Origin of the sequence: Kosakonia oryzae (assembly GCF_001658025.2) — a bacterium.
GTDB lineage: Bacteria > Pseudomonadota > Gammaproteobacteria > Enterobacterales > Enterobacteriaceae > Kosakonia > Kosakonia oryzae.
The window spans coordinates 129,755-156,610 of record NZ_CP014007.2 but is presented as its reverse complement, the minus strand read 5'-3'; the positions used below and the strand labels follow the sequence as shown (position 1 = coordinate 156,610).

The following is a 26,856-nucleotide window of genomic DNA, read 5'->3' as shown; positions in this document are numbered from 1 at the left end:
TCTGCTAAGACCAAAAAAGGACAACCTCAGGGTGATTCCGGCCCACTGAAGAAAGTGAGCCGGAACGGTCAGGACATCAGCGGCAACAGCTGCTGATAGATGCGCCGGAACGTCTCGCGACGCGAAGCGTACCCATTATGACGTTCAGCGTTCGGCAGGTGTTGTTGTTCAATGGGAAGCTGCGGTAACAGCGTTGCCAGCGGAACATCCGGGTTCACCGCGACCTGCGCCAGCCGCGCCGCACCCAGCGCCGGGCCAACATCGCCACCGGTACGGTAATCGAGTTGCAGGCCGCTGATATCCGCCAGCATTTGCCGCCACCAGGCGCTGCGTGCGCCGCCGCCGATAAGCGTAATACTCTTTGGCGTCACGCCGCAGGCATGCACCACATCCATACCATCCGCCAGCGCATAACCCACGCCTTCCAGCACCGCGCGCGCCAGTTCGCCCTGCCCATGCTGATGCGTCAGGCCAAAGAAAACGCCCTTCGCCTGCGGGTTGTTGTGCGGCGTGCGTTCGCCGGAAAGATAGGGCAAAAACCAGAGATCGCCCGCCTTGTCGTCCGCCTGCTCCGCCGCATGAATCAGCGCGGGCACCGATTCCAGCCCGGTCAGCCTTGCTGCCCAGTCCAGACAGGAAGCCGCGCTAAGCATCACCGACATCAGGTGCCAGCGCCCGGGCAACGCGTGGCAAAAGCTGTGTACCGCGCTCTCCGGCTTGCTCAGAAACCCTTCGCTGACCGCGAAATAAACACCGGACGTCCCCAGCGAAAGCATTGCCTGCCCGGCATCGGCCATCCCCACGCCCACGGCACCCGCCGCATTATCACCGCCGCCCGCCACCACGGGAACAACGGGCATCGACCAGCGTCGGGCAACCTCCGGCAGCAGTTCGCCAGTTATTTCGCTACCTTCAAACAGCGCAGGCATATGTGCGCGGGTGAGCGAGCAGGCCGCCAGCATCTCATCGCTCCAGTCGCGCTTCGCGACATCCAGCCACATAGTGCCCGCCGCATCCGACATATCGCTGGCAAAAACGCCGGACATTTTCAGACGCAGATAATCTTTGGGTAGCAATACTTTCGCGACTCTGGCGAAGACATCCGGCTCGTGACGCTGAACCCACAGCAGCTTCGGCGCGGTGAAACCAGGCATCATCAGGTTGCCGGTAATAGCGCGGGAATTTTTCACCTGCGCTTCCAGCAGTTTGCACTCTTCGCCACAGCGGCCGTCATTCCACAAAATGGCCGGGCGTAGCACGCGGTTTTCGTTATCCAGCAGCGTGGCGCCGTGCATCTGCCCGGCAAGCCCGATGGCCTTCACCTGCTGTAATGAATGCGCGGCGGCCAGCGCCTGAATCGCACGATCCGTTGCCTGCCACCACTGTTCAGGATCCTGCTCGGACCATAATGGCTGCGGGCGCGATACGCTGAGTTTTTCCGTATGAGAGGCCAGCACATCCCCCTGCTCACCGAGCAGAATAGCTTTCACGCCTGAGGTGCCGAGATCGATCCCGATATACATAGTGACCACTCCTGTTGATGCGCGCCGCGTTGCCCGCGGCGCGGCACCGGTTACTTGTCGAAGAGGTAATGATTAACCAGATTTTCCAGTTGTTCCTGGTGACCGCTCTGATGGCGCGGCGCCAGGTTCTGTTGCTCAGCGTACTTCGCCAGCTCCGCCAGGCTAAGCTGTCCCTGCAAAATTTGCTGGCCCAGCTCACCATTCCAGCCGGCATAGCGCTTCGCAACGCGTTTATCCAGCTCGCCGTCTTGCACCATGCGAGCGGCCACTTTCAGCGCCAGCGCCATGGTATCCATTGCGCCGATATGTCCGTAGAAGAGGTCATATTTATCGGTGCTCTGGCGACGCACTTTGGCGTCAAAGTTCAGCCCACCGGTAGTGAAACCGCCAGCCTTGAGAATTTCATACATCACCAATGCATTCTCTTCCACGCTGTTCGGGAACTGATCGGTATCCCAGCCGAGCTGCGGGTCGCCGCGGTTCGCATCCACCGAACCGAACAGCCCCAGTGCAATGGCGGTGGCGATTTCGTGATGGAAAGAGTGGCCCGCCAGCGTGGCGTGGTTGGCTTCGATATTGAGTTTGATCTCTTTCTCCAGACCAAACTGCTTCAGGAAGCCATACACAGTGGCTGCGTCATAATCGTATTGATGTTTGGTCGGTTCCTGCGGTTTCGGTTCAATAAGCAGCGTGCCGTGAAAACCAATTTTGTGTTTGTGCTCAACCACCATATGCATAAAGCGGCCGATTTGTTCGCGCTCCTGGCGCAAATCGGTGTTCAGCAGGGTTTCATACCCTTCACGCCCGCCCCACAGCACATAGTTTTCGCCGCCGAGCTTATGGGTGGCGTTCATCGCCGTCACCACCTGCGTGGCGGCCCAACTGAAGACTTCCGGATCGGGATTGGTCGCCGCGCCTGCGCCATAGCGCGGGTTGGTAAAGCAGTTCGCCGTGCCCCACAGCAGCTTCACGCCGCTCTGCTGCTGTTTTTCAGCCAGCACATCCACCATCTGCGCAAAGTTGTTGAGGTACTCTTTCAGCGATGCGCCTTCAGGAGAGACATCGACGTCATGGAAGCAGTAAAAAGGAACGTTCAGCTTATGAAAAAACTCAAAAGCGACATCAGCTTTGCGTTTCGCCTGTTCCATGGCCTCGCCAGGATGCTGCCACGGGCGATCGAAAGAGCCCACACCGAACATATCCGCGCCATTCCAGCAGAAAGTGTGCCAGTAGCAGGCGGCAAAACGCAGGTGATCTTCCATGCGCTTACCGAGCACTAGCTCATCCGGATTGTAATGACGAAACGCTAAAGGATTCGTGGTTTTTGGGCCTTCATAACGAACCCGATCCAGCTGATCGAAATAAGCTTGCATAATGAGCTCCATTGGCGAGTGAACAATTCTGAAGTAATACTGGATTCTCTCTCTGGCTTGCTCAATTACGTTATTTCACACCGCTATTAAGAGAATGCACAAACGTGCGCTGGCTCGCAAAATAACGCCGACAATTGTTGCGTATCGCCTTCCTCTTTTTTATGCAAAATCGGTTTTGCTTTTTTTAAAATAAGATCGCGGTCATAAATCAGCAAATAAACCAAAAAACGTAATGCGTGGATAAAAATCAGTAATTGCCAACTTAACGTTCCGTGTTAAAAATTTGCTCGTCCAAAGCATTGCATGTTTCTTTTATCTCGCTCATCACCCTACGAAAGGTATTACTATTATGAAGATAAAGAACCTTTGCCTTACACTCTGCGCCTCCCTGCTCCTTGCCAGCACCGTTGGCCACGCCAAAGAAGTGAAGATTGGCATGGCGATTGACGATCTGCGCCTTGAACGCTGGCAAAAAGATCGCGATATTTTTGTTAAAAAAGCCGAATCGCTCGGCGCTGATGTGTTTGTTCAGTCCGCCAATGGCAATGAAGAAACACAAATGTCGCAAATTGAAAATATGATAAACCGTGGCGTTGATGTGCTGGTTATTATTCCCTACAACGGTCAGGTATTAAGTAACGTAATAAAAGAAGCCAAACAGGAAGGAATTAAAGTTCTGGCTTACGATCGCATGATTAATAATGCCGACATCGATTTCTACATTTCCTTCGACAATGAAAAAGTTGGGGAATTACAGGCGCAAAGCCTGGTCAAGAAAGTGCCGCAAGGGAATTACTTTTTAATGGGCGGCTCACCGGTGGATAATAACGCCAAGTTGTTCCGCGCCGGGCAGATGAAAGTTTTAAAACCGTATATCGATAGCGGAAAAATTAAAATTGTCGGCGATCAATGGGTCGATGGCTGGCTGCCGGAAAATGCGCTGAAAATAATGGAAAACGCGCTCACCGCTAACAACAACAAAATCGATGCTGTCGTCGCCTCAAATGATGCCACCGCTGGCGGCGCAATCCAGGCGCTTAGCGCCCAGGGGCTGGCAGGCAAAGTCGCTATCTCCGGCCAGGATGCGGATCTCGCCGGGGTAAAACGGCTGATTAACGGCAGCCAGACCATGACCGTCTACAAGCCGATTACGCAGCTTGCCAACACGGCGGCGGAAATTGCCGTCGAACTGGGCAACGGCCAGCAGCCGAAAGCAGATACCACGCTCAACAACGGTCTGAAGGATGTTCCGTCCCGCTTGCTGACGCCAATTGAGGTGACGAAAGACAATATCGACGCCACCGTCATCAAAGATGGTTTCCATCAGAAAAACCAGCTCTAGCACGTTCGGCGCGCCTCTCCATTGCGGGCGCGCCCTCCGCCTCCTCTTTCAGGCGTTGTCAGACCAGCACATGACGTGGAGCAGCTATGCCTTATTTACTCGAAATGAAAAACATCACCAAAGCCTTTGGTGCTGTGAAAGCCATTGATAATGTCAGCCTGCGATTGAATGCCGGCGAAGTGTTATCACTGTGCGGCGAGAATGGTTCCGGTAAATCAACACTGATGAAAGTCCTGTGCGGGATCTACCCGGCGGGCAGCTACGACGGGGAGATCGTGTTTGCCGGCGAAACCTTGCAGGCCAGCCATATCCGCGACACCGAACGTAAAGGTATCGCTATCATTCACCAGGAACTGGCGCTGGTGAAGCACCTGACGGTGCTGGAAAATATCTTCCTCGGTACAGAAATCACCCGTAACGGCGTGATGGATTACGACCTGATGACATTGCGCTGCGAAAAACTCCTTAAGCAGGTGAGCCTGGCCATTTCTCCGGACACCCGGGTGGGCGATTTAGGGCTGGGGCAGCAGCAACTGGTGGAGATTGCCAAAGCGCTGAATAAGCAGGTGCGGCTGCTTATTCTGGATGAGCCGACGGCCTCGCTTACCGAACAGGAAACCGCGGTGTTGCTGGATATCATTCGCGACCTGCGCAACCACGATATCGCCTGTATCTACATTTCCCACAAACTCAATGAAGTCAAAGCGATATCCGACGTGATTTGCGTCATTCGCGATGGCAAACATATCGGCACCCGCGATGCGACGGGCATGAGCGAAGATGACATCATCACCATGATGGTTGGTCGCGAGCTGACGGCGCTTTATCCCAGCGAGCCGCATACTACCGGCGCGGAGATTCTGCGCGTTGAACATCTGACCGCCTGGCACCCGGTTAATCGCCATATTAAACGCGTTAACGATGTCTCCTTCAGCCTGAAACGCGGCGAAATCCTCGGTATCGCCGGGTTAGTCGGCGCAGGCAGAACCGAAGCCGTACAGTGCCTGTTCGGCGTGTGGCCTGGCCGCTGGGAGGGTACGATTTACCTTAATGGCAAACAGGTGGAGATCCACAACTGCCAGCAGGCCATTGCGCATGGCATTGCGATGGTGCCGGAAGATCGCAAAAAAGATGGCATCGTGCCGGTTATGCCGGTGGGGAAAAATATTACCCTTGCGGCGCTGGATCAGTTTACCGGCGTGCTCAGCAGCCTGGACGATGCCGCAGAGCAGGCCTGCATTTTACAGTCTCTACAGCGGCTGAAAGTGAAAACCTCATCGCCAGCGCTCGCCATCGGTCGCCTCAGCGGCGGCAATCAGCAAAAAGCGATTCTGGCCCGCTGCCTGCTGCTCAACCCGCGCATTTTAATCCTCGACGAGCCAACGCGCGGTATTGATATCGGCGCGAAGTATGAAATCTACAAACTCATTAACCAACTGGTGCAGCAAGGGATTGCCGTCATCGTTATCTCATCCGAACTGCCTGAAGTACTGGGCTTAAGCGACCGGGTGTTGGTGATGCATGAAGGCAAGCTGAAAGCCGATCTTATCAATCGTAATCTGACCCAGGAGCAGGTCATGGAAGCGGCACTGAGGAGCGAACATCATGTCGAAAAGCAACCCGTCTGAAATGAAGCTATCCACGGTCTCACCGGGCGTATTTTCCGGTCTGAAATCCCTCAACTTACAGGTCTTTGTCATGATCGCTGCCATTGTGGTGATCATGCTGTTTTTCACCGGTATGACCGATGGCGCTTACCTGAGCGCGCGCAATATCTCTAACCTGCTACGCCAAACCGCCATCACCGGCATTCTGGCGGTCGGCATGGTGTTCGTCATTATTTCCGCTGAAATTGACCTCTCCGTGGGTTCAATGATGGGCCTGCTCGGCGGCGCAGCGGCGATTTTTGATGTCTGGCTTGGCTGGCCGCTGCCGCTCACAGTGGCAGTAACGCTGGTGCTCGGTCTGTTGCTGGGCGCATGGAACGGCTGGTGGGTGGCCTACCGCAAGGTGCCGTCATTCATCGTCACCCTGGCCGGTATGCTGGCATTTCGCGGCGTGTTAATCGGCATCACCAACGGCACCACGGTTTCTCCCACCAGCGCGGCGATGTCGCAAATCGGCCAGAGCTACCTGCCAGACGGCGTCGGTTTCGGCGTCGGCGTTCTGGGCATGGTGGTGTTTGTGCTCTGGCAATGGCGCGGGCGGTTGCGCCGCCAGTCGCTCGGCCTCGCAACACCCGCCTCCACCAGCGCGATTGGCCGTCAGGCGCTTATCGCAGTGATTGTGCTGGGTGCTATCTGGCTGCTCAATGATTATCGCGGCGTTCCTACACCGGTGCTGCTGCTGGCGTTTCTGCTGCTGGCCGGGATGTTTATGGCTACGCGAACCGCGTTTGGCCGCCGGATTTACGCCATCGGCGGCAACCTGGAAGCGGCCCGGCTTTCCGGTATCAACGTTGAACGTACCAAGCTGGCGGTATTCGCCATCAACGGATTAATGGTGGCAATCGCCGGGTTAATCCTCAGCTCACGCCTCGGCGCGGGTTCGCCTTCGGCCGGGAATATCGCCGAGCTGGACGCCATTGCCGCCTGTGTCATTGGCGGCACCAGCCTCGCAGGCGGGATCGGTAGCGTTGCGGGTGCCGTAATGGGGGCGTTTATTATGGCTTCGCTGGATAACGGCATGAGCATGATGGATGTGCCCACCTTCTGGCAATACATCGTCAAAGGTGCGATTTTACTGCTGGCGGTGTGGATGGATTCCGCGACCAAACGCCGGGCCTGAAAGGAGTGAATACAGGCGCGATCACACTGCCGGATCTTTTTTATCCGGCAGTGTCCTGAATATGATAATCAGAACAGGTCGAAAGCCAGGAATCATAGAGACATGTTTGAAAAACGCCATCGCATCACGCTGTTATTTAATGCGAATAAAGCCTATGACCGCCAGGTTGTCGAGGGTGTCGGCGAGTATTTGCAGGCGTCGCAATCCGAGTGGGATATCTTTATCGAGGAAGATTTCCGCGCACGCATTGAAAATATTAAAGAGTGGGTTGGCGACGGTGTAATTGCCGATTACGACGACCCGGAAATAGAACAGGTACTGGCCGATGTTGACGTCCCGATCGTCGGTGTTGGCGGCTCCTATCACACGCCGGAAAGCTACCCTGCGGTCCATTACATCGCCACCGACAATCACGCGCTGGTTGAGAGCGCATTCCTGCATTTGAAAGAGAAAGGCGTACACCGTTTTGCTTTTTACGGCCTGCCCGCTTCCAGCGGTAAGCGCTGGGCTGCGGAACGTGAATATGCTTTTTGCCGGCTTGTTGCGCAGGAGAAATACCGCGGCGTGGTCTATCAGGGGCTGACCACCGCGCCAGAAAACTGGCAGCACGCGCAGAACCGGCTCGCCGACTGGCTACAAACGCTGCCGCCGCAAACCGGCATCATTGCCGTTACCGACGCCCGCGCCCGCCACGTTCTGCAAGTGTGCGACCATCTGCATATTCCGGTGCCGGAAAAGCTGTGCGTCATTGGCATCGATAATGAAGAACTGACCCGCTACCTCTCCCGCGTCGCGCTCTCTTCCGTGGCGCAGGGTACGCGGCAGATGGGCTATCAGGCGGCGAAATTACTGCATCGTCTGCTGGATAGCGAAAACCTGCCGCTTCAGCGGCTGCTGGTGCCGCCGGTGAGGGTAGTGGAACGACGTTCGACTGATTACCGGTCGCTGAACGATCCAGCGGTTATCCAGGCGATGCACTACATCCGCAATCATGCCTGCAAGGGGATCAAGGTTGATCAGGTGCTGGATGCTGTCGGTATTTCGCGTTCCAATCTGGAGAAGCGCTTTAAAGAGGAAGTGGGGGAAACCATCCACGCGGTGATCCACGCGGAGAAACTGGAAAAAGCGCGCAGCCTGCTGATTTCAACGTCGCTCTCGATCAACGAGATTTCACAAATGTGCGGCTATCCGTCGCTGCAATATTTCTATTCTGTCTTCCGAAAAGAGTACGACAGCACGCCGAAAGACTACCGCGACCGCTACAGCGAAGTACTGATATAGCGTGCAAAGAAAAACGCCTTCCACAGGGAAGGCGTTTTAGCAGCGAAAACAGTTACATGTGCGCGGCGATTAACTGCTGATTGTCCTGATACATGGCAAACAGGTAGTTGTTATAACTCGCGCCACGGGTCGAGTAACCCTTCAGCTTATGAATCATGTTTGAAGCCGTCACTTCCTGATCGGCCTTGCGTAACTGCGCGCGGGATTTACGGAACGACGCATAAGCAGCATGCGTATTCAGATTGGTGACGTAGGCATCCACCGACTCCTGCAAGGATTCAAAGTGGGAATAGCCTTTCACCTTACCCGGGCCATTTTTACAGGCACCTTTGGCACACTTCATACCAAACAGATTGTTGTTGGTACGCGCCAGTTTGGAAGTGCCCCAGCCGCTTTCCGCCGCCGCCATGGTGGCGACCATGCTGTCAGGAATAATGTCCACGCGCTCCAGCAACGTGTTCCAGGGGATACGGCGCGTATTCCCGGACCAGCTCACTTTGTAGCGTTTGGCAATATCCTTCAGGCGCGTGCGTTCGGCAGGCGACCATTGGCTGTCGTACTGTTTCTTTTGCAGCCAGTTACGCTCGGCGGTAATCGCTGAGTTTTTACTGGTGATATAAGGCATTACTGTCCGGAGAAACGCTTTTTTCCTTGGGGTTCCGGAAGGGTATTTTCGCAAATCAGGAAGTGAACTGCTATTTACACTATTGCGAGAATACTCTTGTTTACTGCTTGCCTGCTTCTTTACGTTTGCCTTAGTGACGTGGGCTTTGTGACTCGCTGTTTCTGTGTGCGTCTTTGCCAGCACCCCACCCGAAAATATAAGGGTGAAAAACATGAGTATCGTAGCCCCAGGTCGTCGCATGGGTATCGATATCATTAGGTCTCCTGGTCGGATATGAACATTCCAACACCTTCTTTTTTGCATAAATTTGAGAGCTGAATCTCAAATCATACCAAAAATAGCTTACAAGAGCACGTACAGAAATAATCCAATTCCGAAACCATGTCACCAGGAAATTGTGTAGAAAATGGACAGAGAGTGATAAATGTGGTGGTTATCGCAAATCCGCGACGTTCTGTGTGGCTTATCACTCACCCGGTGTTCTCCTCCCTGGCGATAACGCGCACAGGAGGAGTCGGCGCTGTTTTCAGCGTGGCAAACTGAAAGAAACCGCCGTTAACGGGACATCAGATGAAACACGCCGCGCTTTCACTGCTTTTTATATCCTGCTTCGCCTTCGCCGACTGGTCCGCCAGCCATTTTCCCGCCTTAACCAACGATGGCACCGGTCTGTGGCACAGCCAGGCGACGCTGAAAAAAGGGGCTTATCCACTCACATTGCAAGAGGGCCAGCAATGCTGGCAACCGGCTGAAGGGGTGAAACTCAACCAGATGCTGTCGCTGGTTCCCTGCACCGGTAGCACGCCGCAGTGGCGTATTTTCCGCGATGGCGATTACCAGTTGCAGCTCGATACCCGTTCCGGCACGCCCACTCTGTTGCTGAGCGTGAAAAGCGAGAATGCCGACACCCGCGCGAACGTGGCGCGCCAGTGCCCGGTGCGCAGCGATAAGCCGCTGACGATAGATGTCGGCGCAACGTTCCCGGAAGGCAGCCAGGTACGCGACTTCTACAGCCAGCAAATCACCACCGTCCGCAACGGCAAAATCACCCTTCAGCCTGCGGCAGAGAGCGACGGGCTGCTGCTGTTAGAAAGCGCGGAAACTCATGGTCCTGCGCCTTTCCAATGGCATAACGCCACCGTTTATTTTGTTTTAACCGACCGTTATGTGAATGGTGACCCGTCAAACGACAACAGCTACGGGCGCCACAAAGATGGTATGCAGGAGATCGGCACCTTCCACGGCGGCGATCTGAAAGGGCTGACCAGCAAGCTCGATTATTTGCAGCAACTGGGCGTGAACGCATTATGGATAAGCTCGCCGCTGGAGCAGATCCACGGCTGGGTAGGCGGCGGCACGAAAGGCGATTTTCCCCATTACGCCTACCACGGTTACTACACGCAAGACTGGACGCGCCTGGATGCCAATATGGGCCGCGAAGAAGATTTACGCACGCTGGTCGATGAAGCGCACCGACGCGGCATCCGCGTGTTGTTTGACGTGGTGATGAACCACACCGGCTACGCCACACTTGCGGATATGCAGACGTATCAATTTGGCGCACTTTATCTGAAAGAGGATGAACGGCGAAAAATCCTCGGCGAGCACTGGACAGACTGGAAGCCCGCCGCCGGCCAGACATGGCACAGTTTCAATGATTACATCAACTTCAGCGATAAAACGGCGTGGCAAAACTGGTGGGGCAAAAAGTGGATCCGCACCGATATCGGCGATTATGACAACCCCGGTTTTGACGATCTGACCATGTCGCTGGCGTTCTTGCCGGATCTGAAAACAGAATCGACCACGCCATCCGGTTTGCCCGTTTTCTACCAACATAAACCGGACACCCACGCGCGGGAGATTGCCGGTTACACACCGCGCGATTATCTGACTCACTGGCTCAGCCAGTGGGTGCGCGATTATGGTATCGACGGTTTTCGCGTTGATACCGCCAAACACGTTGAACTGGCGGCCTGGCAGCAACTGAAAACCCAGGCAACAGAGGCACTGGCCGAGTGGAAAAAAGCCAACCCGCAGAAGAAAATTGATGATGCGCCATTCTGGATGACCGGCGAATCCTGGGGCCATGGCGTCATGCGCAGCGCCTACTACGACCACGGTTTCGACGCGATGATCAATTTTGATTATCAAGAGCAGGCCGCCAGCGCTGTGCCATGCCTGGCGAATATGGATACCGTCTGGCAGCAAATGGCGGACAAGCTGCAAAGTTTTAACGCCCTGAGTTATCTCTCCTCACACGATACCCGCCTGTTCCGCGAAGGCGGCCAGCAATCGGCAGAACTGTTGTTGCTTGCGCCAGGCGCGGTGCAGATCTTTTACGGTGACGAATCCGCACGTCCGTTTGGCCCCACAGGATCCGATCCGCTGCAAGGCACGCGATCGGACATGAACTGGCAGGATCTTGACGGCAAAGCCGCGCAAAGCCTGCGCCACTGGCAAACGCTGGGCCAGTTCCGCGCACGCCATCCGGCACTGGGCGCGGGAAAACAAACCACACTGACATTGCCGCAGGGATATGGGTTCGTTCGCGAGCAAGGAGAAGACAAAGTCATGGTTGTCTGGGCAGGTGCGGTCCCGCGCTGAGTCATAAGGCAAATATCAGCATATTATGCTGACAAAAAATACAGAGTTAGTATAAACAGCTAAAATCGTCACGGCGCGGCAATTTGCACACTGCTCTGCGGAGCGTTATGGTTAGCCACTTTGAACAGTAGCCCGACAGAGCAGTAGCGATGACATTTTCACTTTTCGGCGACAAATTTACCCGCCATGCAGGCATTACGCGCCTGATGGAGGATCTCAACGACGGTTTACGCACCCCTGGCGCCATCATGCTCGGCGGCGGTAACCCGGCACAAATCCCGGCCATGACCGATTACTTCCATAACCTGCTTGCAGAGATGGTGGAAAACGGCAAAGCGACTGATGCGCTTTGCAATTATGACGGTCCACAAGGCAAAACCGAGCTGCTGACCGCGCTGGCCGGCATGCTGCGCGAAGAGCTAGGTTGGGATATTGAACCGCAGAATATTGCACTGACAAATGGCAGCCAGAGCGCGTTTTTCTACTTGTTCAATCTGTTCGCAGGCCGTCGTGCCGATGGAAGCACCAGAAAAGTATTATTTCCGCTAGCGCCGGAGTACATCGGCTACGCGGATTCCGGGCTGGAAGAGGAGATGTTTGTCTCGGCGCGGCCCAATATTGAACTGCTGCCTGATGGCCAGTTTAAATACCATGTCGATTTCGAACATCTGCATATCGGCGAAGAGACCGGGATGATTTGCGTCTCGCGGCCAACCAACCCTACCGGCAACGTGATCACCGACGAAGAGTTAATGAAACTCGATGTGCTGGCGAATCAGCACAACATTCCGCTGGTGATCGATAACGCTTACGGCGTACCTTTCCCGGGCATCATCTTTAGCGAAGCGCGTCCGCTGTGGAACCCGAATATTATTCTATGCATGAGCCTGTCGAAACTGGGCCTGCCGGGCAGCCGCTGCGGAATTATCATTGCCAACGACAAAATTATCTCGGCCATTCGCAACATGAACGGCATCATCAGCCTTGCGCCTGGCGGTATCGGCCCGGCAATGATGTGCGAGATGATTAAGCGCCAGGATCTGCTGCGCCTCTCCGAAGAGGTGATTAAACCGTTCTATTATCAGCGGGTTCAGGAAACCCTCGCTATTCTGCGCCGCTACCTGCCGGAAGAGCGCTGCCTGATCCATAAACCGGAAGGGGCGATTTTCCTCTGGCTGTGGTTCAAGGATCTGCCCATCAGCACCGAATTACTTTATCAGCGCCTGAAAAAACGCGGCGTGCTGATGGTACCGGGCGATTATTTCTTCCCGGGGCTGGATAAACCCTGGCCGCACACGCATCAGTGCATGCGCATGAACTATGTACCGGAACCGGCGCTTATCGAAGCCGGGGTAAAAATTCTCGCCGAAGAGGTTGAAAAAGCCTGGCAAGAAAACGAGGCCTGAAAAGAGTTTAAAAAAAGCCATCGTCCTGATGGCTTTTTTATGCCTGCCAGATAACCACACAAAGATTAATTTTAATTAAACAGCGAGCTGTTTTTACATGGATATATTTCATAAATAAAAGTGAAACTTCTTTTCTATTAATTAAAATCACAGTCAAGGATATATCCCTGCTTAATAAAACCTAAAAAAAGAAATCTTTATTAAGCGTGGCTTAAAGGACGCCATCACTCATAACTTATTGATTTTGAATCAAATACATAATAAAAATGCTGTCACTTTAGGAATATTCATATTTTTCATTATTTTGCAAAATATTAACGCGCCAGCATTGCCGGTCTATAAATGCGATTTACACTTAATCCATACGCCGTCCGGCGTTTTAATTGAGCGGAGTATCAATATGGCAACGAATAACCTTAGCCACCTCAGCACGATTGCGGCGGCGGTGTTTCTGCCGATGCTTGCGGGCTACTGGCGAAGGTAATACCGCCCTGAATGCGGCCATTAACCACCAACAATTCCTCCAACACCAGTGGAAGCACCACCACGAAGCCTCTCAGCGGTGTCGTCGGCGGCATATAAAAACCAACCCAGCAGTAAACCTTTTTGTGCCCCCGTAAGGGGGCACGTCTTCGCTGCAACACGTGTCATCACCATTCAACACACTGCCTGAAAAAGGATTGCGTGATGAAACACTGATTGTGCCGCAGCCCGCTGCGCACAACTCCACTGGCGAACGCGCACCGGCACGCTGACGTGAAACTTTAACGGCTTACGCTAGCTGGCTTCGCAGACGACGCTCACGCAGCTGCGATGGGTTCACACAGCTAAGAGCGCTGGTTGGGCAGGCTTCCACGCAGGCGGGTCCGGTTTCGCGATGCTGGCACAAATCGCACTTCAGCGCCTGTACCCGCGCGTCAACCCGCGTCACCTGCATCGCGCCAAACGGGCAGGCGATCTCGCAGCTTTTACAGCCAATGCAGCGGGATTGTTCCACTAATACCGCACCGTCGGCGCGATGAATCGCGCCAACCGGGCAGACATTCGCACAGGGCGCATCTTCACAGTGATGGCAGGTCACTGCCGTGGAAAATGTACCGGTTTTAACCACCCGAATGCGGGCAGAAAAGGTGGCGGCCGAGAGGGTTGAGCAGTCCTGATTATCCTGGTGCGACACCACGCAGGCCACTTCGCAGGTGCGACAGCCAATGCATTTTGCCGAATCGGCGATAATAAAACGGTTCATTCTCCACTCCAGCAGGCGTTAAAAAAGCCAAGAGTGCCGAAAGCGTCGCTGCCGCGCTTTGATCGCAGAGGGGAAAGGCGCCAGATTTGTCATTTGCATGAACATTTCTGGCGCTCTGCCTGGAGCTTATTCCTTCAGGAAAAGGGCCTTGTCGCGCAGGATATGGTCATTACCGCGTCGGCGGGTAAAACCAATGCGGTCAAAATATTCCAGAATCTGAATCGCCAGTTTGCGTCCCACGTTCAGCGTATCGCGAAAATCGGCGGCGCTGGTGGAACCGCGCGCCTGATCCAGATCGCGGATCATGCTGGCGAAAGTAACAATCCGATCGTTACGGTAATAACGATCTTTCACGATCGCCGTAATGAGCCCCTGCTGAGCCGCCTGTCGCAACACGCCGCGCATCACCTGTTCGTCGCTTGCGGTTTCGCGTGCCAGATCGCGCACCCACCACGGTTCGTCACCAAACAGCGGCGCCACTTTTTGCCACAGATGCGCCTGTTCATCACTGAAGCCGGTTTTGTGATCCGGCAGATGCAGCCAGCCATGATGGCTGTGAATGTCGCCCGCCTCGCGCATCCGTTCGATAAGCGTGAGCACCAGCGCTTCATCTTCCATCGGCAACGCCATGCGCCGCAGACGCTCGCGCCCAGGGCCAGGCTCTTCGCGGTGCTGCTCATGGTAGATCGCCAGCGTCTCCAGCAGCTTACGCTGCCAGCGCGCGGCCACTGGCGCATTCAACAAGTTATTACCGGCACGAATAAAACCGGGGCTATCCAGCAGCGCTTCCAGCCCGCGCGCGCTGAGCTGCCGCGCCCAGCCAAATGCCGTCAGATCAACGGCACCGCGCGATAAATGCGCCAGCAGCGCCTGCGCATCATCGCCCGCCTGCGCCAGCTCCGCGATCCATTGCAGATACTCGGGTTTACGTTTGCCGCGGCGCGGTGAGTTGAGCGTGACCACGCGCGCGCCGGCCAGCGTACTGCGTGCAGAGATATCGCGCAGCACCAGCCGATCGTTATCGGCCAGCCACAGCGGCGTATCCAGCACCAGCTCGGCGAGACCATTTTCCAGCAGCGAAACGCGGCCGGTAACATGGCTGGCGGCATGATGGATATGCACCGGCTGCCACTGGCTCAGCGACGTGTGCGTTTGCAGCGCGACAATCACCCGCTCCGTTGGCTCCGGGGGTTGCTGGGACAGCAACCAGTCACCGCGGCTGAGCGCCTCTTTTTCCGCGTCCCCGGCAATATTGAGCGCAATGCGCTGCCCGGCATGAGCATGATCAACCGGCTGGTTCTGCGCATGCAGGCCGCGTACGCGCATCGGTGTATTTACCCCGGTCAGCCACAACGTATCACCCACGCGCACATCGCCAGAGAGCGCCGTACCGGTCACCACCAGGCCGGCGCCTTTGACGGTAAACGCGCGATCCAGCGCCAGGCGAAAACGTTGATTTTCCGGGTGCGTGCGCTCCGGCAACTGCAACAGATGCGCACGTAATTCAGCGATGCCACGCATCTCTGTTGCGGCGGTGACAAACAGGGTCGCCTGCGGATAACCAAAGGTTTTCAGCGTCTCCTGTACTTCTGCGCGCACCTGCTCAATGCGCGCGTCATCCACGCGATCGGCCTTCGTTAGCGCCACGGTCAGCGCTGGATTACCGGTGAGCTGCAAAATGGCCAGATGCTCGCGGGTTTGCGCCATCACACCATCATCACAGGCGACTACCAGCAGCGCATGGTCGATACCGCCGACGCCCGCCAGCATATTCGAGAGGAATTTTTCGTGCCCCGGCACATCAATAAACCCCGGTACGCGCCCGTCCGGCTGCGGCCAGTAGGCGTAGCCCAGATCGATGGTCATACCGCGTTTTTTCTCTTCCGGCAAACGATCGGCATTCACGCCGGTTAGCGCCTCAATCAGGGTCGTTTTGCCGTGGTCAACATGCCCGGCAGTGGCAATAATCATTTCAGCAACATCTCCAGCAAGCGGGATTCATCATCAAGACAGCGGCAGTCCAGCCACAGGCGACCATCGTAAATACGGCCAATCACCGGCTGCGGCAACGCCCGCCACTGCGCTGCCAGCGCTTCCAGCCGCCGCCCACTGCCGTCGCGCGGCGTAAAGGTTACGGCCGCGCCGGGCAGGCGATCGACCGGCAAAGAGCCGCTACCAATCTGTGACAAACAGGCTTCGACACGCAGGTCGAACTCGCTATAGCGCGCATTCAGCGCCGCGCACAGCCGCAACGCCTGCTCGCGGATCTCCGGCTCCGGACGCGTCAGATAACGCAGCGTCGGCAGGCTCTGCGGTAACTTTTCCGGGTGCAGATAGAGACGCAGCGTAGCTTCCAGCGCCGCCAGCGTCATTTTGTCGGCCCGCAGCGCCCGTTTCAGCGGGTGCTGCTGCAACTGCGCAATCAGCGCTTTTTTACCAACGATAATGCCCGCCTGCGGGCCACCAAGCAGCTTATCACCGGAGAAGCTCACCAGGCTGACGCCTGCAGCGATCAGCGCCTGCGGCATCGGCTCTTTTGGCAGGCCGTAGCGGCTTAAATCCACCAGCGAGCCGCTACCCAGATCGACAATCACCGGCAGACCGGCCGCTTCGGCAAGCGTCACCAGCTCCTCTTCGTCCACCGCGGCGGTAAAACCATCAATATGATAATTGCTGGTATGCACTTTCATCAGCAGCGCCGTGTTGTCGTTGATCGCCTGACGGTAATCTTTAGCATGCGTGCGGTTAGTGGTTCCCACTTCATGCAGCACGCAGCCCGCCTGGCGCATCACATCAGGAATGCGGAACGCACCGCCAATCTCCACCAGCTCACCGCGCGACACCACCACTTCACGCCCTGCCGCCGTGGCTGCCAGCATCAGCAACACGGCGGCAGCGTTGTTATTGACGATGCAGGCATCTTCCGCGCCGGTTAGCTGGCAGAGTAAATCCGCCAGTGCGCGATCGCGGTGACCACGTCCGGCGCCGTCGAGATCGTATTCCAGCGTCACTGCAGAACCCATGACCGCCGCAACGGCATCGACCGCTGCCTGCGGCTGCACCGCGCGGCCTAAGTTGGTATGCAGTACGGTGCCGCTCAGATTAAACACCGGGCGTAGTGCGCTGGCGCTGCTCTGTTCCAGCCGCTTTTGCGTTTCACTGGCCCAGGCATCGCACCAGTCGGGTAATGTCTGCTGCTGACGGATTTGCTCACGCGCTTCATCCTGTAGCTGGTGCAGCATCTGCGTTACGCGGCTGTGGCCGAAAAGGGTTAATAAAGTGGCGAACGCCTCGTCACGTAACAGGCGATCGGTCGATGGGATCTGGCTGTAAAGAGTTGTCATGAAAAGGCCTGGCTATGAGTTGCCCCCTCCCGTCAGGGGGATTGACGTGAGGGGATTGTACAGCGACTTTGCTCAGGCCGACACCATGCTTATCAGGCCCTTGGCGGCTCCGTACGGGCGAAACTCTCGCGCTGGAAAAGGTTCTCGACCAGCTTCACCAGCAGCGGGCGATTCACGCACCAGCCCGGCGAGACGTGGCGGAAGTTGAGGTAGCCAATCGCGCAGGCGATAGCAATGGTCGCCAGATTCAGCGTATCCACGCTGAGCGTTCCCTCTTGCAGGTAGCGTTCCAGCGTATCCAGACCCTGCGAAACTTTCTCCCGTTGGCGCAGCAGCTCGCTTTCCGATTGCTGCTCAACCGGGCGCGCCAGTTCACGCACCGAGACCAGCGCAGCATCCATAATGCCGTCGGCCAGCGCTTCCAGCTGGCGGATTTTCAGCGCAGCCACAGGCTCCGTCGGCAATAACGCCGGTGCGATAGCCAGTAACTCAATGTATTGCGCGATGATCGGCGAGTCGAACCAGACTTCACCCTCATCCGTAATCAGCGCGGGAACCTTACCGAGCGGGTTGTATTGCGCCACGCCGTTGATCGCGTTGTAGGGCTGCTCGTTGATAAATTCAAAGGTGATCCCCTTTTCCAGCAGCATCACGGAGATTTTGCGGACAAAAGGGCTGGTGTAGCTGCCGATAAGTTTCATTTTTGGGTCCTTTTTTGCCAACAAAAAGTTAATTATGTACTAGTCGTCGTAAATTGTTTCATCAATATGAAAACTTCCGATACTAGATTAAGCCTCGTCAGACTACGTGAAAGGAAGTTACAGGTTGTCCTGAGTGTAAAAAATACAGTTTGCTGGCGATCACACTCGGAAAACTCCTGGCACAAATATCTTGTGATTTGGATCACAAATAAATAACAAAGTCGCGCCAACCTTTTGTGAATTCGATCACATTTAATCCCCTTCAGCGTTCAGTTTTTATCCTTTGTTCTTTTTTTACACTAATTTTTTGTGATCAGAATCACGCTAATTGGCGGGGTATCCCCCTCATTAGTGTGATCAATATCACGTTAAAGGCCATCGTCTGGACAGTTACGCAATTCGGTGCGAGATTTCGCCTCACAGATAACCCAGGTCCGGCTACCTCTGCCGCCACGTTAACAACAAAACCTCGGGCTTCCGGCCTGTGCGATAGTAAACATAAGAAGGGGTGTTTTATGTCATCCGATATCAAGATCAAGGTGCAAAGCTTTGGTCGCTTTCTCAGCAATATGGTGATGCCCAACATCGGCGCGTTTATCGCGTGGGGTATCATTACCGCATTGTTTATTCCTACAGGGTGGTTACCAAACGAGACGCTGGCGAAACTCGTCGGCCCTATGATTACGTATTTGCTGCCGCTGCTCATCGGTTTCACCGGTGGTCGTCTGGTTGGCGGCGATCGCGGCGGCGTGGTGGGTGCTATCACCACAATGGGGGTTATCGTCGGTGCGGATATGCCGATGTTCCTCGGCGCGATGATTGCCGGCCCGCTGGGCGGCTACTGCATCAAGAAATTTGACGCCGCTGTAGACGGCAAGATCAAATCCGGTTTCGAAATGCTGGTGAATAACTTCTCCGCTGGCATCATCGGTATGATCCTCGCCATTCTGGCGTTCCTGGGCATCGGCCCGGCCGTTGAAGTGCTGTCCAAAGCGTTGGCTGCGGGCGTTAACTTCATGGTTGTGCATGACATGCTGCCGCTGGCGTCTATCTTTGTTGAACCGGCGAAAATCCTGTTCCTCAACAACGCCATCAACCACGGTATCTTCTCACCGCTGGGTATTCAGCAGTCTCATGAACTCGGCAAGTCCATCTTCTTCCTGATCGAAGCAAACCCGGGTCCGGGGATGGGCGTACTGCTGGCGTATATGTTCTTCGGTCGCGGCAGCGCGAAACAGTCTGCGGGCGGCGCGGCAATCATCCACTTCCTGGGTGGTATCCACGAAATTTACTTCCCGTATGTGCTGATGAACCCACGCCTGCTGCTGGCGGTGATCCTCGGCGGTATGACTGGCGTGTTTACGCTGAGCGTGCTGAACGGCGGTCTGGTTTCTCCGGCTTCTCCGGGTTCCATCCTGGCAGTGCTGGCGATGACGCCGAAAGGCGCCTACTTCGCTAACATCACGGCGATTCTGGCTGCGCTGGTTGTCTCCTTCGTTATCTCTTCTATCCTGCTGAAAACCAGCAAAGTGAAAGAAGAAGATGAAGATATTGAAGCCGCTACCCGTCGCGTACAGGACATGAAAGCTGAGTCCAAAGGCGCAACGCCGCTGTCGGCTGGCGATGTCACCAACGACCTGAGCCACGTACGTAAAATCATCGTAGCCTGTGATGCCGGTATGGGCTCCAGCGCCATGGGCGCAGGCGTACTGCGTAAGAAAGTCCAGGATGCTGGCCTGACCAACATCTCAGTGACCAACAGCGCAATTAACAGCCTGCCGCCGGATGTCGACCTGGTGATCACGCACCGCGATCTGACCGAGCGTGCTATGCGCCAGGTACCGCAGGCGCAGCATATTTCGCTGACCAACTTCCTGGACAGCGGCCTGTACACCAGCCTGACTGAACGTCTGGTTGCCGCGCAGCGCCACACGGACAACGAAGTAAAGGTGACGACCAGCCTGAAAGACAGCTTTGATGAGACCAACAGCAATCTGTTCAAGCTGGGCGCAGAGAACATCTTCCTTGGTCTCAGCGCGAATACCAAAGAAGAAGCGATTCGTTTTGCCGGTGAGCAACTGGTGAAAGGCGGCTATGTTGAGCCGGAATACGTGCAAGCGATGCTGGATCGTGAAAAACTGACCCCGACCTATCTGGGTGAGTCGATCGCCGTTCCGCATGGTACGGTGGAAGCCAAAGACCGCGTACTGAAAACCGGCGTGGTGTTCTGCCAGTATCCGCAAGGTGTACGCTTCGGCGAAGAAGAAGGTGACATTGCCCGTCTGGTCATCGGTATCGCCGCGCGTAACAACGAGCATATCCAGGTGATCACCAGCCTGACCAATGCCCTGGATGATGAGACGGTCATTGAACGTCTGGCTCAGACTTCCAGCGTTGAAGAAGTGCTGGCGTTGCTGAACAAGTAATCCCCGAAGCCCGGTGGCAAAATGCTTACCGGGCTTTTGTTCTCTCCCTTCGGGGAGAGGGTCAGGGTGAGGAGAACAGTATGTGGTTCTTCACCCAGGCCCTCTCGGGTAAAACATTTATGAAGGTTAATTCTATGAAAGCATTACATTTTGGCGCAGGTAATATCGGACGTGGCTTCATCGGCAAACTGCTTGCCGACGCGGGGATTGAACTGACATTCGCCGATGTGAATCAGGTGGTGCTCGACGCCCTGAATGCCCGTCATAGCTATCAGGTTCACGTTGTGGGAGAAAAACAGCAGATTGATACCGTTTCCGGCGTCAACGCTGTCAGCAGCATCGGTGATGAAGTAATTGACCTGATAGCGCACGTCGATCTGGTTACCACTGCCGTGGGACCGGTTGTGCTGGAGCGTATCGCTCCGGCGATCGCCAAAGGTCTGGCGAAGCGCAAAGCGCAGGGCGTCAACACACCGCTAAACATTATTGCCTGTGAAAACATGGTACGCGGCACCACCCAACTGAAAGGCCATGTGATCGCCGCGCTGGCCGATGCCGATCAAGCGTGGGTAGAAGAGCATGTCGGCTTTGTCGATTCGGCCGTTGACCGCATCGTTCCACCAGCGGAATCCGCAACCAACGACCCGCTGGAAGTGACCGTGGAAACCTTCAGCGAGTGGATTGTTGATAAAACCCAGTTCAAAGGCGCGCTGCCAGCCATTGCAGGCATGGAGTTAACCGATAACCTGATGGCATTTGTTGAGCGTAAGCTCTTCACGCTGAATACCGGGCATGCTATAACCGCGTACCTTGGAAAACAGACCGGCCATCAGACCATTCGCGATGCCATCCTCGACGACGCTATCCGCGCCGTGGTGAAAGGCGCAATGGAAGAGAGCGGCGCGGTACTGATCAAGCGTTATGGCTTCGATCCCGAAAAGCACGCTGCGTACATTCAGAAAATCCTCGGCCGTTTTGAAAACCCGTGGCTGAAAGACGATGTGGAACGCGTTGGCCGTCAGCCGCTGCGTAAACTGAGCGCCGGCGACCGTCTGATTAAACCGCTGCTCGGCACGCTGGAGTACAACCTGCCCCACGCAAACCTGGTGAAAGGTATCGCCGCCGCGATGCACTACCGCAGCGAGCAGGATCCGCAGGCGCAGGAGCTGGCCCAGCTTATCGCAGAGAAAGGCCCGCAGGCTGCGCTGGCGCAAATTTCCGGCCTGGATGCCAACAGCCCGGTCGTTACCGAAGCCATCGACGCATATAACGCAAAGGCATGATGCCGGTTTTGGCGCGGGAATCCCCGCGCCAGTTAACGAAATTGTCAGATATGCAGGCAATAATGGAACAAACGCAGGCTTTCGAAAACCGTGTACTCGAGCGTCTGAATGCGGGCAAAACCGTACGAAGCTTTTTGATTGCTGCCGTTGAACTGCTCAATGAAGCCATCAATATTCTGGTGTTGCAGGTATTTCGCAAAGACGACTACGCGGTGAAATATGCTGTAGAGCCGCTGCTTGACGGAGATGGACCGCTGGGCAATTTATCCGTGCGGCTGAAGCTGATTTACGGCTTGGGCGTGATTTCCCGTGCGGAGTATGAAGACGCGGAGCTCCTGATGGCGCTGCGTGAAGAGCTGAATCACGACGGTACGGAATATGCCTTTACCGACGATGAAATTCTCGGTCCGTTCGGTGAACTACATTGTGTAGCCGCCCTGCCGCCAACCCCGCAATTTGATACCAGCGATGCCGATCTGTTCGCCATGCAGAAGCAGCGCTACCAGCAAGTGGTGCGTTCCACCATGGTGCTTTCATTGACTGAGCTCATCTCCCGCATCAGCTTAAAAAAGGCATTCCATAAGTAAGCGCCGCCGCAAATGTTGTATCCTTGCATTTTCCCCCAACAAAACTGAGCACCATGAAAGACGTTGAAAAGAACGAAATCAAGCGCCTGAGCGACCGCCTCGATGCGATTCACCACCAGCAGGCTGACCTCTCTTTAGTCGATGCGGCAGAAAAATACGCTGAACTGGAAAAAGAGAAAACCACGCTGGAGACGGAAATTGCCCGCCTGCGCGAACAACACAACCAGAAGCTAAGCAAAGAAGCGCAAAAACTGCAGAAAATGCCGTTCAGCCGCGCCATCAGCAAAAAAGAGCAGGCCGATCTCGGAAAGCTGAAAAAAAGCGTTCGCGGGCTGGTGGTTGTGCACCCAATGACGGCGCTGGGCCGCGAAATGGGTCTCGACGTAATGACTGGCTTTGCCAAAAGCGAATTCTAATCGGAATCGCCCTCGTCGCGTGCTGAGCGCGAGGGCGATCTGAATTGGCCCTACCAATTCCACTTTGATTCTCTCCCTGCTTCACAATTCCATTAAATCCCGTCACATACCCATTGCTCAAATGCAACATCTGGATAACCATTCGTTATCACCAACCCTACACCATCGCATTGGCAGGACCACTTTTACAAAACGTGTGACGCAGAATTAAGCACAGACTTACCGCGTACCGGCTTTGTTGTGGTTCTCTGGAGACACCTGCATGAGCCTCTGGCAACAGAATTACGACCCGGCCGGGAACCTCTGGCTATCGAGTCTGATCGCATCGCTACCGATCCTGTTTTTCTTTTTTGCTCTGATAAAACTCAAGCTTAAAGGCTATGTAGCCGCGAGCTGGACGGTCGCCATCGCCCTTGCGGTGGCGCTGCTGTTTTACCATATGCCCGTGGATCACGCCCTTGCCTCGGTGGTTTACGGCTTCTTCTATGGTCTGTGGCCGATCGCGTGGATCATCGTGGCGGCGGTATTTGTCTACAAAATCTCGGTGAAAACCGGACAGTTCGACATTATCCGCTCATCAATCCTCTCGATTACGCCCGACCAGCGTCTGCAAATGTTGATTGTTGGCTTCTCGTTTGGCGCGTTTCTCGAAGGGGCGGCCGGGTTCGGCGCGCCGGTGGCAATCACCGCCGCATTGCTGGTCGGGCTGGGCTTTAATCCGCTGTATGCCGCCGGTTTATGCCTGATTGTGAATACCGCGCCCGTGGCGTTTGGCGCGATGGGTATTCCGATTCTGGTCGCAGGCCAGGTCACCGGGCTGGAGAGCTTTGAGATTGGCCAGATGGTAGGCCGCCAGTTGCCATTCCTGACCATTATCGTGCTGTTCTGGATCATGGCGATTATGGATGGTTGGCGCGGCGTGAAAGAGACCTGGCCTGCGGTGCTGGTGGCGGGCGGTTCGTTTGCTGTGGCCCAATATCTGAGCTCCAACTTTATCGGCCCGGAACTGCCGGATATCATTTCGTCGCTGGTTTCGCTGGTGTGCCTGACGCTGTTCCTGAAACGCTGGCGGCCGGTGCGCATCTTCCGCTTTGGCGATATGGGCGCAGCGCAGGTCGATCTCGATTTAAAACGCACGCACTACAGTGCCGGGCAGGTTCTGCGCGCCTGGTCGCCGTTCCTGTTCCTGACAGCAACCGTCACGCTGTGGAGCGTACCGCCGTTCAAAGCGCTGTTTGCGCCAGGCGGCGCGCTGTATGACTGGGTCTTCAATATTTCCGTGCCGCATCTCGACAAGCTGGTTGCCCGCATGCCGCCGGTTGTCAGTGCCGCTACGCCCTATGCCGCGGTGTATAAATTCGACTGGTTCTCCGCTACCGGCACCGCCATTTTGTTCGCAGCGATCCTGTCGATTGTCTGGCTGCGCATGAAACCAAAAGAGGCGGTCAGCACCTTTGTCAGTACGCTGAAAGATCTGGCGCTGCCGATTTACTCGATCGGTATGGTGCTGGCCTTCGCCTTTATCTCGAACTATTCCGGGCTGTCGTCGACGCTGGCGCTCGCGCTGGCACATACCGGCAGCGCCTTCACCTTCTTCTCGCCGTTCCTCGGCTGGCTGGGGGTGTTTCTCACCGGTTCCGACACGTCATCGAATGCGCTGTTTGCCGCGCTGCAAGCGACCGCCGCTCAGCAGATCGGCGTCTCGGATGTGCTGATGGTCGCAGCCAACACCACCGGCGGCGTCACCGGCAAAATGATCTCGCCGCAGTCGATCGCCATTGCTTGTGCGGCGGTCGGACTGGTTGGCAAAGAGTCGGACCTGTTCCGCTTTACCGTTAAACACAGCCTGATTTTCACCTGCCTGGTGGGTGTGATTACCACACTTCAGGCTTATGTACTGACCTGGATGATCCCATGACGGTTTTACCCCGACGCCTGGCTGACGAGGTTGCAGACCGCGTTCGGGCGCTGATTGCTGAACAACAACTGGAAGCGGGCATGAAACTGCCCGCCGAACGCCAGCTGGCCGCACAGCTTGGAGTTTCACGCAATTCGTTGCGTGAAGCCCTTGCGAAACTGGTCAGCGAAGGCGTGCTGCTGAGCCGTCGCGGCGGCGGTACTTTTGTACGCTGGCAGCATGATACCTGGTCAGAACAGAATATTGTTCAGCCGCTGAAAACGCTGCTCAGCGATGACCCCGATTACAGCTTTGATATCCTCGAAGCCCGTCACGCCATTGAAGCCAGCACCGCATGGCATGCCGCCATGCGCGCCACCGAAGCGGATAAAGAGAAGATTGCCCTGTGCTTTGACGCCTCGCAGTCGGATGACCCCGATCTCGCGTCGCAGGCGGATGTGCGTTTCCATCTCGCCATTGCAGAAGCCTCGCATAACGTGGTGCTGCTGCAAACCATGCGCGGCTTCTTCGACCTGCTGCAATCCTCAGTCAAGCAGAGCCGCCAGCGCATGTATCTTGTGCCGCCCGTTTTTGCCCGTCTGACCGAACAGCACCGCGCGGTGATGGACGCCATTTTCGCGGGCGATGCTGATGGCGCGCGTCAGGCGATGATGGCGCACCTCGGTTTTGTGCATACCACTATTCGACAATTTGATGAAGATCAGGCCCGCCAGGCGCGCATCACCCGCCTGCCAGACGAGCAGCATTCGTATTCAAGGGAGAAAAAAGCATGATTATTTCCGCAGCCAGCGACTATCGCGCAGCGGCAAAACGCATTTTGCCGCCGTTCCTGTTTCACTATATCGACGGTGGCGCGTATGCCGAATATACCCTGCGCCGCAACGTGGAAGATTTGTCACAGGTGGCGCTGCGCCAGCGGGTGTTGAAGGATATGTCCACGCTCAGCCTCGACACCACACTGTTCAATGAGAAGCTCAGTATGCCGGTGGCACTGGGGCCGGTCGGGCTGTGCGGTATGTATGCCCGTCGTGGCGAAGTGCAGGCCGCAGGCGCTGCAGATGCGAAAGGCATCCCATTTACGCTCTCCACCGTTTCGGTGTGCCCGATTGAAGAAGTGGCTCCTACCATTAAACGCCCGATGTGGTTCCAGCTTTATGTGCTGCGCGATCGCGGTTTTATGCGTAACGCGCTGGAGCGGGCAAAAGCCGCAGGCTGCTCGACGCTGGTTTTCACCGTGGATATGCCGACGCCCGGCGCACGCTACCGCGATGCCCATTCCGGAATGAGCGGCCCCAATGCCGCCCTGCGCCGCTATGTGCAATCGGTATTGCATCCACAGTGGGCGTGGGATGTGGGGGTAAATGGCCGTCCGCATGATTTGGGCAATATTTCCGCCTATCTCGGTAAACCGACCGGGCTGGAAGACTATATTGGCTGGCTGGCGAAGAACTTCGATCCCTCCATTTCCTGGAAAGACCTGGAGTGGATCCGCGAATTCTGGGACGGCCCGATGGTGATCAAAGGGATCCTCGATCCGGAAGATGCCCGCGATGCGGTGCGTTTCGGCGCTGATGGCATTGTGGTTTCCAACCACGGTGGCCGCCAGCTGGATGGCGTGCTCTCTTCCGCCCGTGCATTACCGGCGATTGCCGATGCGGTAAAAGGCGACATCACCATTCTGGCTGACAGCGGTATTCGCAACGGTCTCGATGTGGTGCGTATGATTGCGCTCGGTGCCGATTCCGTGCTGCTGGGCCGCGCGTATCTGTATGCGCTGGCAACGCATGGCCGCAAGGGGGTGGCGAACTTGCTGGATCTGATCGAGAAAGAGATGAAAGTGGCAATGACGCTGACCGGCGCGAAATCGATTCGCGAAATCAGCAAAGAATCGCTGGTGCAAACGCTCCAGCAGCTACCCGCCGCGCTGGCGCCGCTGACGCATGGCGATGCGGCTTAGAGAGTGCTATCCTGCCCCCGCTATTAAGGGGGCA

The 26,856-nt window shown here is 55.9% G+C and carries 20 protein-coding genes; 13 read left to right on the top strand and 7 right to left on the bottom strand.

All coding sequences use genetic code 11. The features are described from left to right. Nucleotides 1-68: 68 nt before the first annotated feature. The gene (xylB, locus tag AWR26_RS00735; protein ID WP_064562827.1) at nt 69-1,523 is read right to left on the bottom strand and encodes a xylulokinase; all 1,455 of its coding nucleotides are present in this window, start codon (nt 1,521-1,523) and stop codon (nt 69-71) included. Between the two features lie 50 nt (nt 1,524-1,573). Further along, nucleotides 1,574-2,896: a xylose isomerase gene (gene xylA, locus AWR26_RS00730; protein WP_043956120.1), complete on the bottom strand. Its 1,323-nt coding sequence runs from the start codon at nt 2,894-2,896 to the stop codon at nt 1,574-1,576. Between the two features lie 349 nt (nt 2,897-3,245). On the opposite strand from xylA, the gene xylF reads away from it, so the two are divergent. The 4 genes from xylF (at nt 3,246) to xylR (ending at nt 8,306) form a co-directional block, all read left to right on the top strand. After that, the gene (xylF, locus tag AWR26_RS00725) at nt 3,246-4,238 is read left to right on the top strand and encodes a D-xylose ABC transporter substrate-binding protein (RefSeq protein ID WP_064562825.1); all 993 of its coding nucleotides are present in this window, start codon (nt 3,246-3,248) and stop codon (nt 4,236-4,238) included. Between the two features lie 86 nt (nt 4,239-4,324). Then, entirely contained in the window at nt 4,325-5,866 is a 1,542-nt protein-coding gene (locus AWR26_RS00720) for a xylose ABC transporter ATP-binding protein (protein ID WP_064562822.1), read from the top strand. Next, nucleotides 5,844-7,025, top strand: a complete 1,182-nt coding sequence (gene xylH, locus AWR26_RS00715; protein ID WP_035886766.1) for a xylose ABC transporter permease XylH — start codon at nt 5,844-5,846, stop codon at nt 7,023-7,025. The genes AWR26_RS00720 and xylH overlap by 23 nt, the downstream gene beginning before the upstream one ends. Before the next feature lie 102 nt (nt 7,026-7,127). Beyond that, entirely contained in the window at nt 7,128-8,306 is a 1,179-nt protein-coding gene (gene xylR / locus AWR26_RS00710; RefSeq protein WP_064562820.1) for a D-xylose utilization transcriptional activator XylR, read from the top strand. Nucleotides 8,307-8,358: 52 nt separating this feature from the next. Here xylR and AWR26_RS00705 read toward each other — a convergent pair whose 3' ends face one another. Beyond that, the gene (locus AWR26_RS00705) at nt 8,359-9,186 is read right to left on the bottom strand and encodes a protein bax (RefSeq protein ID WP_035886767.1); all 828 of its coding nucleotides are present in this window, start codon (nt 9,184-9,186) and stop codon (nt 8,359-8,361) included. A gap of 315 nt (nt 9,187-9,501) precedes the next feature. Here AWR26_RS00705 and AWR26_RS00700 point away from each other — a divergent pair, with 315 nt between their 5' ends. Together AWR26_RS00700 and avtA are read left to right on the top strand one after the other, a co-directional pair. Further along, complete coding sequence (locus tag AWR26_RS00700; protein WP_064562817.1) at nt 9,502-11,538, top strand: alpha-amylase; 2,037 nt, start codon at nt 9,502-9,504, stop codon at nt 11,536-11,538. Nucleotides 11,539-11,687: 149 nt separating this feature from the next. Further along, a complete protein-coding gene (avtA, locus tag AWR26_RS00695; RefSeq protein ID WP_064562814.1) occupies nt 11,688-12,944 on the top strand; it encodes a valine--pyruvate transaminase in 1,257 nt (418 codons plus the stop codon). 772 nt (nt 12,945-13,716) lie between these two features. Here avtA and AWR26_RS00690 read toward each other — a convergent pair. The 4 genes from AWR26_RS00690 to AWR26_RS00675 all read right to left on the bottom strand — a co-directional run bounded on the left by AWR26_RS00690 (nt 13,717) and on the right by AWR26_RS00675 (nt 18,235). Then, nucleotides 13,717-14,190, bottom strand: coding sequence for a 4Fe-4S dicluster domain-containing protein (locus AWR26_RS00690; protein WP_064562811.1), 474 nt, complete (start codon nt 14,188-14,190; stop codon nt 13,717-13,719). 126 nt (nt 14,191-14,316) lie between these two features. Beyond that, nucleotides 14,317-16,161 carry a selenocysteine-specific translation elongation factor gene (selB, locus tag AWR26_RS00685; RefSeq protein WP_064562809.1) on the bottom strand — a complete coding sequence of 615 codons (1,845 nt, stop codon included), beginning with the start codon at nt 16,159-16,161 and terminating at the stop codon, nt 14,317-14,319. Beyond that, nucleotides 16,158-17,534 carry an L-seryl-tRNA(Sec) selenium transferase gene (gene selA / locus AWR26_RS00680; RefSeq protein ID WP_064562806.1) on the bottom strand — a complete coding sequence of 459 codons (1,377 nt, stop codon included), beginning with the start codon at nt 17,532-17,534 and terminating at the stop codon, nt 16,158-16,160. Before selA ends, selB begins: the two co-directional genes overlap by 4 nt. A gap of 92 nt (nt 17,535-17,626) precedes the next feature. After that, nucleotides 17,627-18,235: a glutathione S-transferase gene (locus AWR26_RS00675; RefSeq protein ID WP_064562803.1), complete on the bottom strand. Its 609-nt coding sequence runs from the start codon at nt 18,233-18,235 to the stop codon at nt 17,627-17,629. Nucleotides 18,236-18,750: 515 nt separating this feature from the next. On the opposite strand from AWR26_RS00675, the gene AWR26_RS00670 reads away from it, so the two are divergent. The 7 genes from AWR26_RS00670 to lldD all read left to right on the top strand — a co-directional run bounded on the left by AWR26_RS00670 (nt 18,751) and on the right by lldD (nt 26,822). Beyond that, nucleotides 18,751-20,661 carry a PTS mannitol transporter subunit IICBA gene (locus tag AWR26_RS00670; RefSeq protein WP_064562800.1) on the top strand — a complete coding sequence of 637 codons (1,911 nt, stop codon included), beginning with the start codon at nt 18,751-18,753 and terminating at the stop codon, nt 20,659-20,661. 134 nt (nt 20,662-20,795) lie between these two features. Continuing rightward, complete coding sequence (gene mtlD, locus AWR26_RS00665) at nt 20,796-21,944, top strand: mannitol-1-phosphate 5-dehydrogenase (protein WP_139227963.1); 1,149 nt, start codon at nt 20,796-20,798, stop codon at nt 21,942-21,944. Further along, nucleotides 21,944-22,531: a mannitol operon repressor MtlR gene (mtlR, locus tag AWR26_RS00660; RefSeq protein ID WP_090397976.1), complete on the top strand. Its 588-nt coding sequence runs from the start codon at nt 21,944-21,946 to the stop codon at nt 22,529-22,531. Before mtlD ends, mtlR begins: the two co-directional genes overlap by 1 nt. 53 nt (nt 22,532-22,584) lie before the next feature. Beyond that, on the top strand, nt 22,585-22,947 hold the full coding sequence (locus AWR26_RS00655) for a YibL family ribosome-associated protein (protein ID WP_064562797.1): 363 nt from the start codon (nt 22,585-22,587) through the stop codon (nt 22,945-22,947). A 262-nt stretch (nt 22,948-23,209) separates the two neighbouring features. Then, entirely contained in the window at nt 23,210-24,865 is a 1,656-nt protein-coding gene (lldP, locus tag AWR26_RS00650; RefSeq protein ID WP_064562794.1) for an L-lactate permease, read from the top strand. After that, nucleotides 24,862-25,638 (top strand): transcriptional regulator LldR, encoded by a 777-nt coding sequence (gene lldR, locus AWR26_RS00645; protein WP_064562791.1) that lies wholly within the window; start codon nt 24,862-24,864, stop codon nt 25,636-25,638. Before lldP ends, lldR begins: the two co-directional genes overlap by 4 nt. After that, nucleotides 25,635-26,822 (top strand): FMN-dependent L-lactate dehydrogenase LldD, encoded by a 1,188-nt coding sequence (gene lldD, locus AWR26_RS00640; RefSeq protein WP_064562788.1) that lies wholly within the window; start codon nt 25,635-25,637, stop codon nt 26,820-26,822. The genes lldR and lldD overlap by 4 nt, the downstream gene beginning before the upstream one ends. The last annotated feature ends 34 nt before the right edge of the window (nt 26,823-26,856 follow it).

Coding starts and splice junctions, on each gene's coding strand:
- xylB (WP_064562827.1), bottom strand. CDS start 1,523: ATGTATATCGGGATCGATCTCGGCACCTCAGGCGTGAAAGCTATTCTG.
- xylA (WP_043956120.1), bottom strand. CDS start 2,896: ATGCAAGCTTATTTCGATCAGCTGGATCGGGTTCGTTATGAAGGCCCA.
- xylF (WP_064562825.1), top strand. CDS start 3,246: ATGAAGATAAAGAACCTTTGCCTTACACTCTGCGCCTCCCTGCTCCTT.
- AWR26_RS00720 (WP_064562822.1), top strand. CDS start 4,325: ATGCCTTATTTACTCGAAATGAAAAACATCACCAAAGCCTTTGGTGCT.
- xylH (WP_035886766.1), top strand. CDS start 5,844: ATGTCGAAAAGCAACCCGTCTGAAATGAAGCTATCCACGGTCTCACCG.
- xylR (WP_064562820.1), top strand. CDS start 7,128: ATGTTTGAAAAACGCCATCGCATCACGCTGTTATTTAATGCGAATAAA.
- AWR26_RS00705 (WP_035886767.1), bottom strand. CDS start 9,186: ATGATATCGATACCCATGCGACGACCTGGGGCTACGATACTCATGTTT.
- AWR26_RS00700 (WP_064562817.1), top strand. CDS start 9,502: ATGAAACACGCCGCGCTTTCACTGCTTTTTATATCCTGCTTCGCCTTC.
- avtA (WP_064562814.1), top strand. CDS start 11,688: ATGACATTTTCACTTTTCGGCGACAAATTTACCCGCCATGCAGGCATT.
- AWR26_RS00690 (WP_064562811.1), bottom strand. CDS start 14,190: ATGAACCGTTTTATTATCGCCGATTCGGCAAAATGCATTGGCTGTCGC.
- selB (WP_064562809.1), bottom strand. CDS start 16,161: ATGATTATTGCCACTGCCGGGCATGTTGACCACGGCAAAACGACCCTG.
- selA (WP_064562806.1), bottom strand. CDS start 17,534: ATGACAACTCTTTACAGCCAGATCCCATCGACCGATCGCCTGTTACGT.
- AWR26_RS00675 (WP_064562803.1), bottom strand. CDS start 18,235: ATGAAACTTATCGGCAGCTACACCAGCCCTTTTGTCCGCAAAATCTCC.
- AWR26_RS00670 (WP_064562800.1), top strand. CDS start 18,751: ATGTCATCCGATATCAAGATCAAGGTGCAAAGCTTTGGTCGCTTTCTC.
- mtlD (WP_139227963.1), top strand. CDS start 20,796: ATGAAAGCATTACATTTTGGCGCAGGTAATATCGGACGTGGCTTCATC.
- mtlR (WP_090397976.1), top strand. CDS start 21,944: ATGCCGGTTTTGGCGCGGGAATCCCCGCGCCAGTTAACGAAATTGTCA.
- AWR26_RS00655 (WP_064562797.1), top strand. CDS start 22,585: ATGAAAGACGTTGAAAAGAACGAAATCAAGCGCCTGAGCGACCGCCTC.
- lldP (WP_064562794.1), top strand. CDS start 23,210: ATGAGCCTCTGGCAACAGAATTACGACCCGGCCGGGAACCTCTGGCTA.
- lldR (WP_064562791.1), top strand. CDS start 24,862: ATGACGGTTTTACCCCGACGCCTGGCTGACGAGGTTGCAGACCGCGTT.
- lldD (WP_064562788.1), top strand. CDS start 25,635: ATGATTATTTCCGCAGCCAGCGACTATCGCGCAGCGGCAAAACGCATT.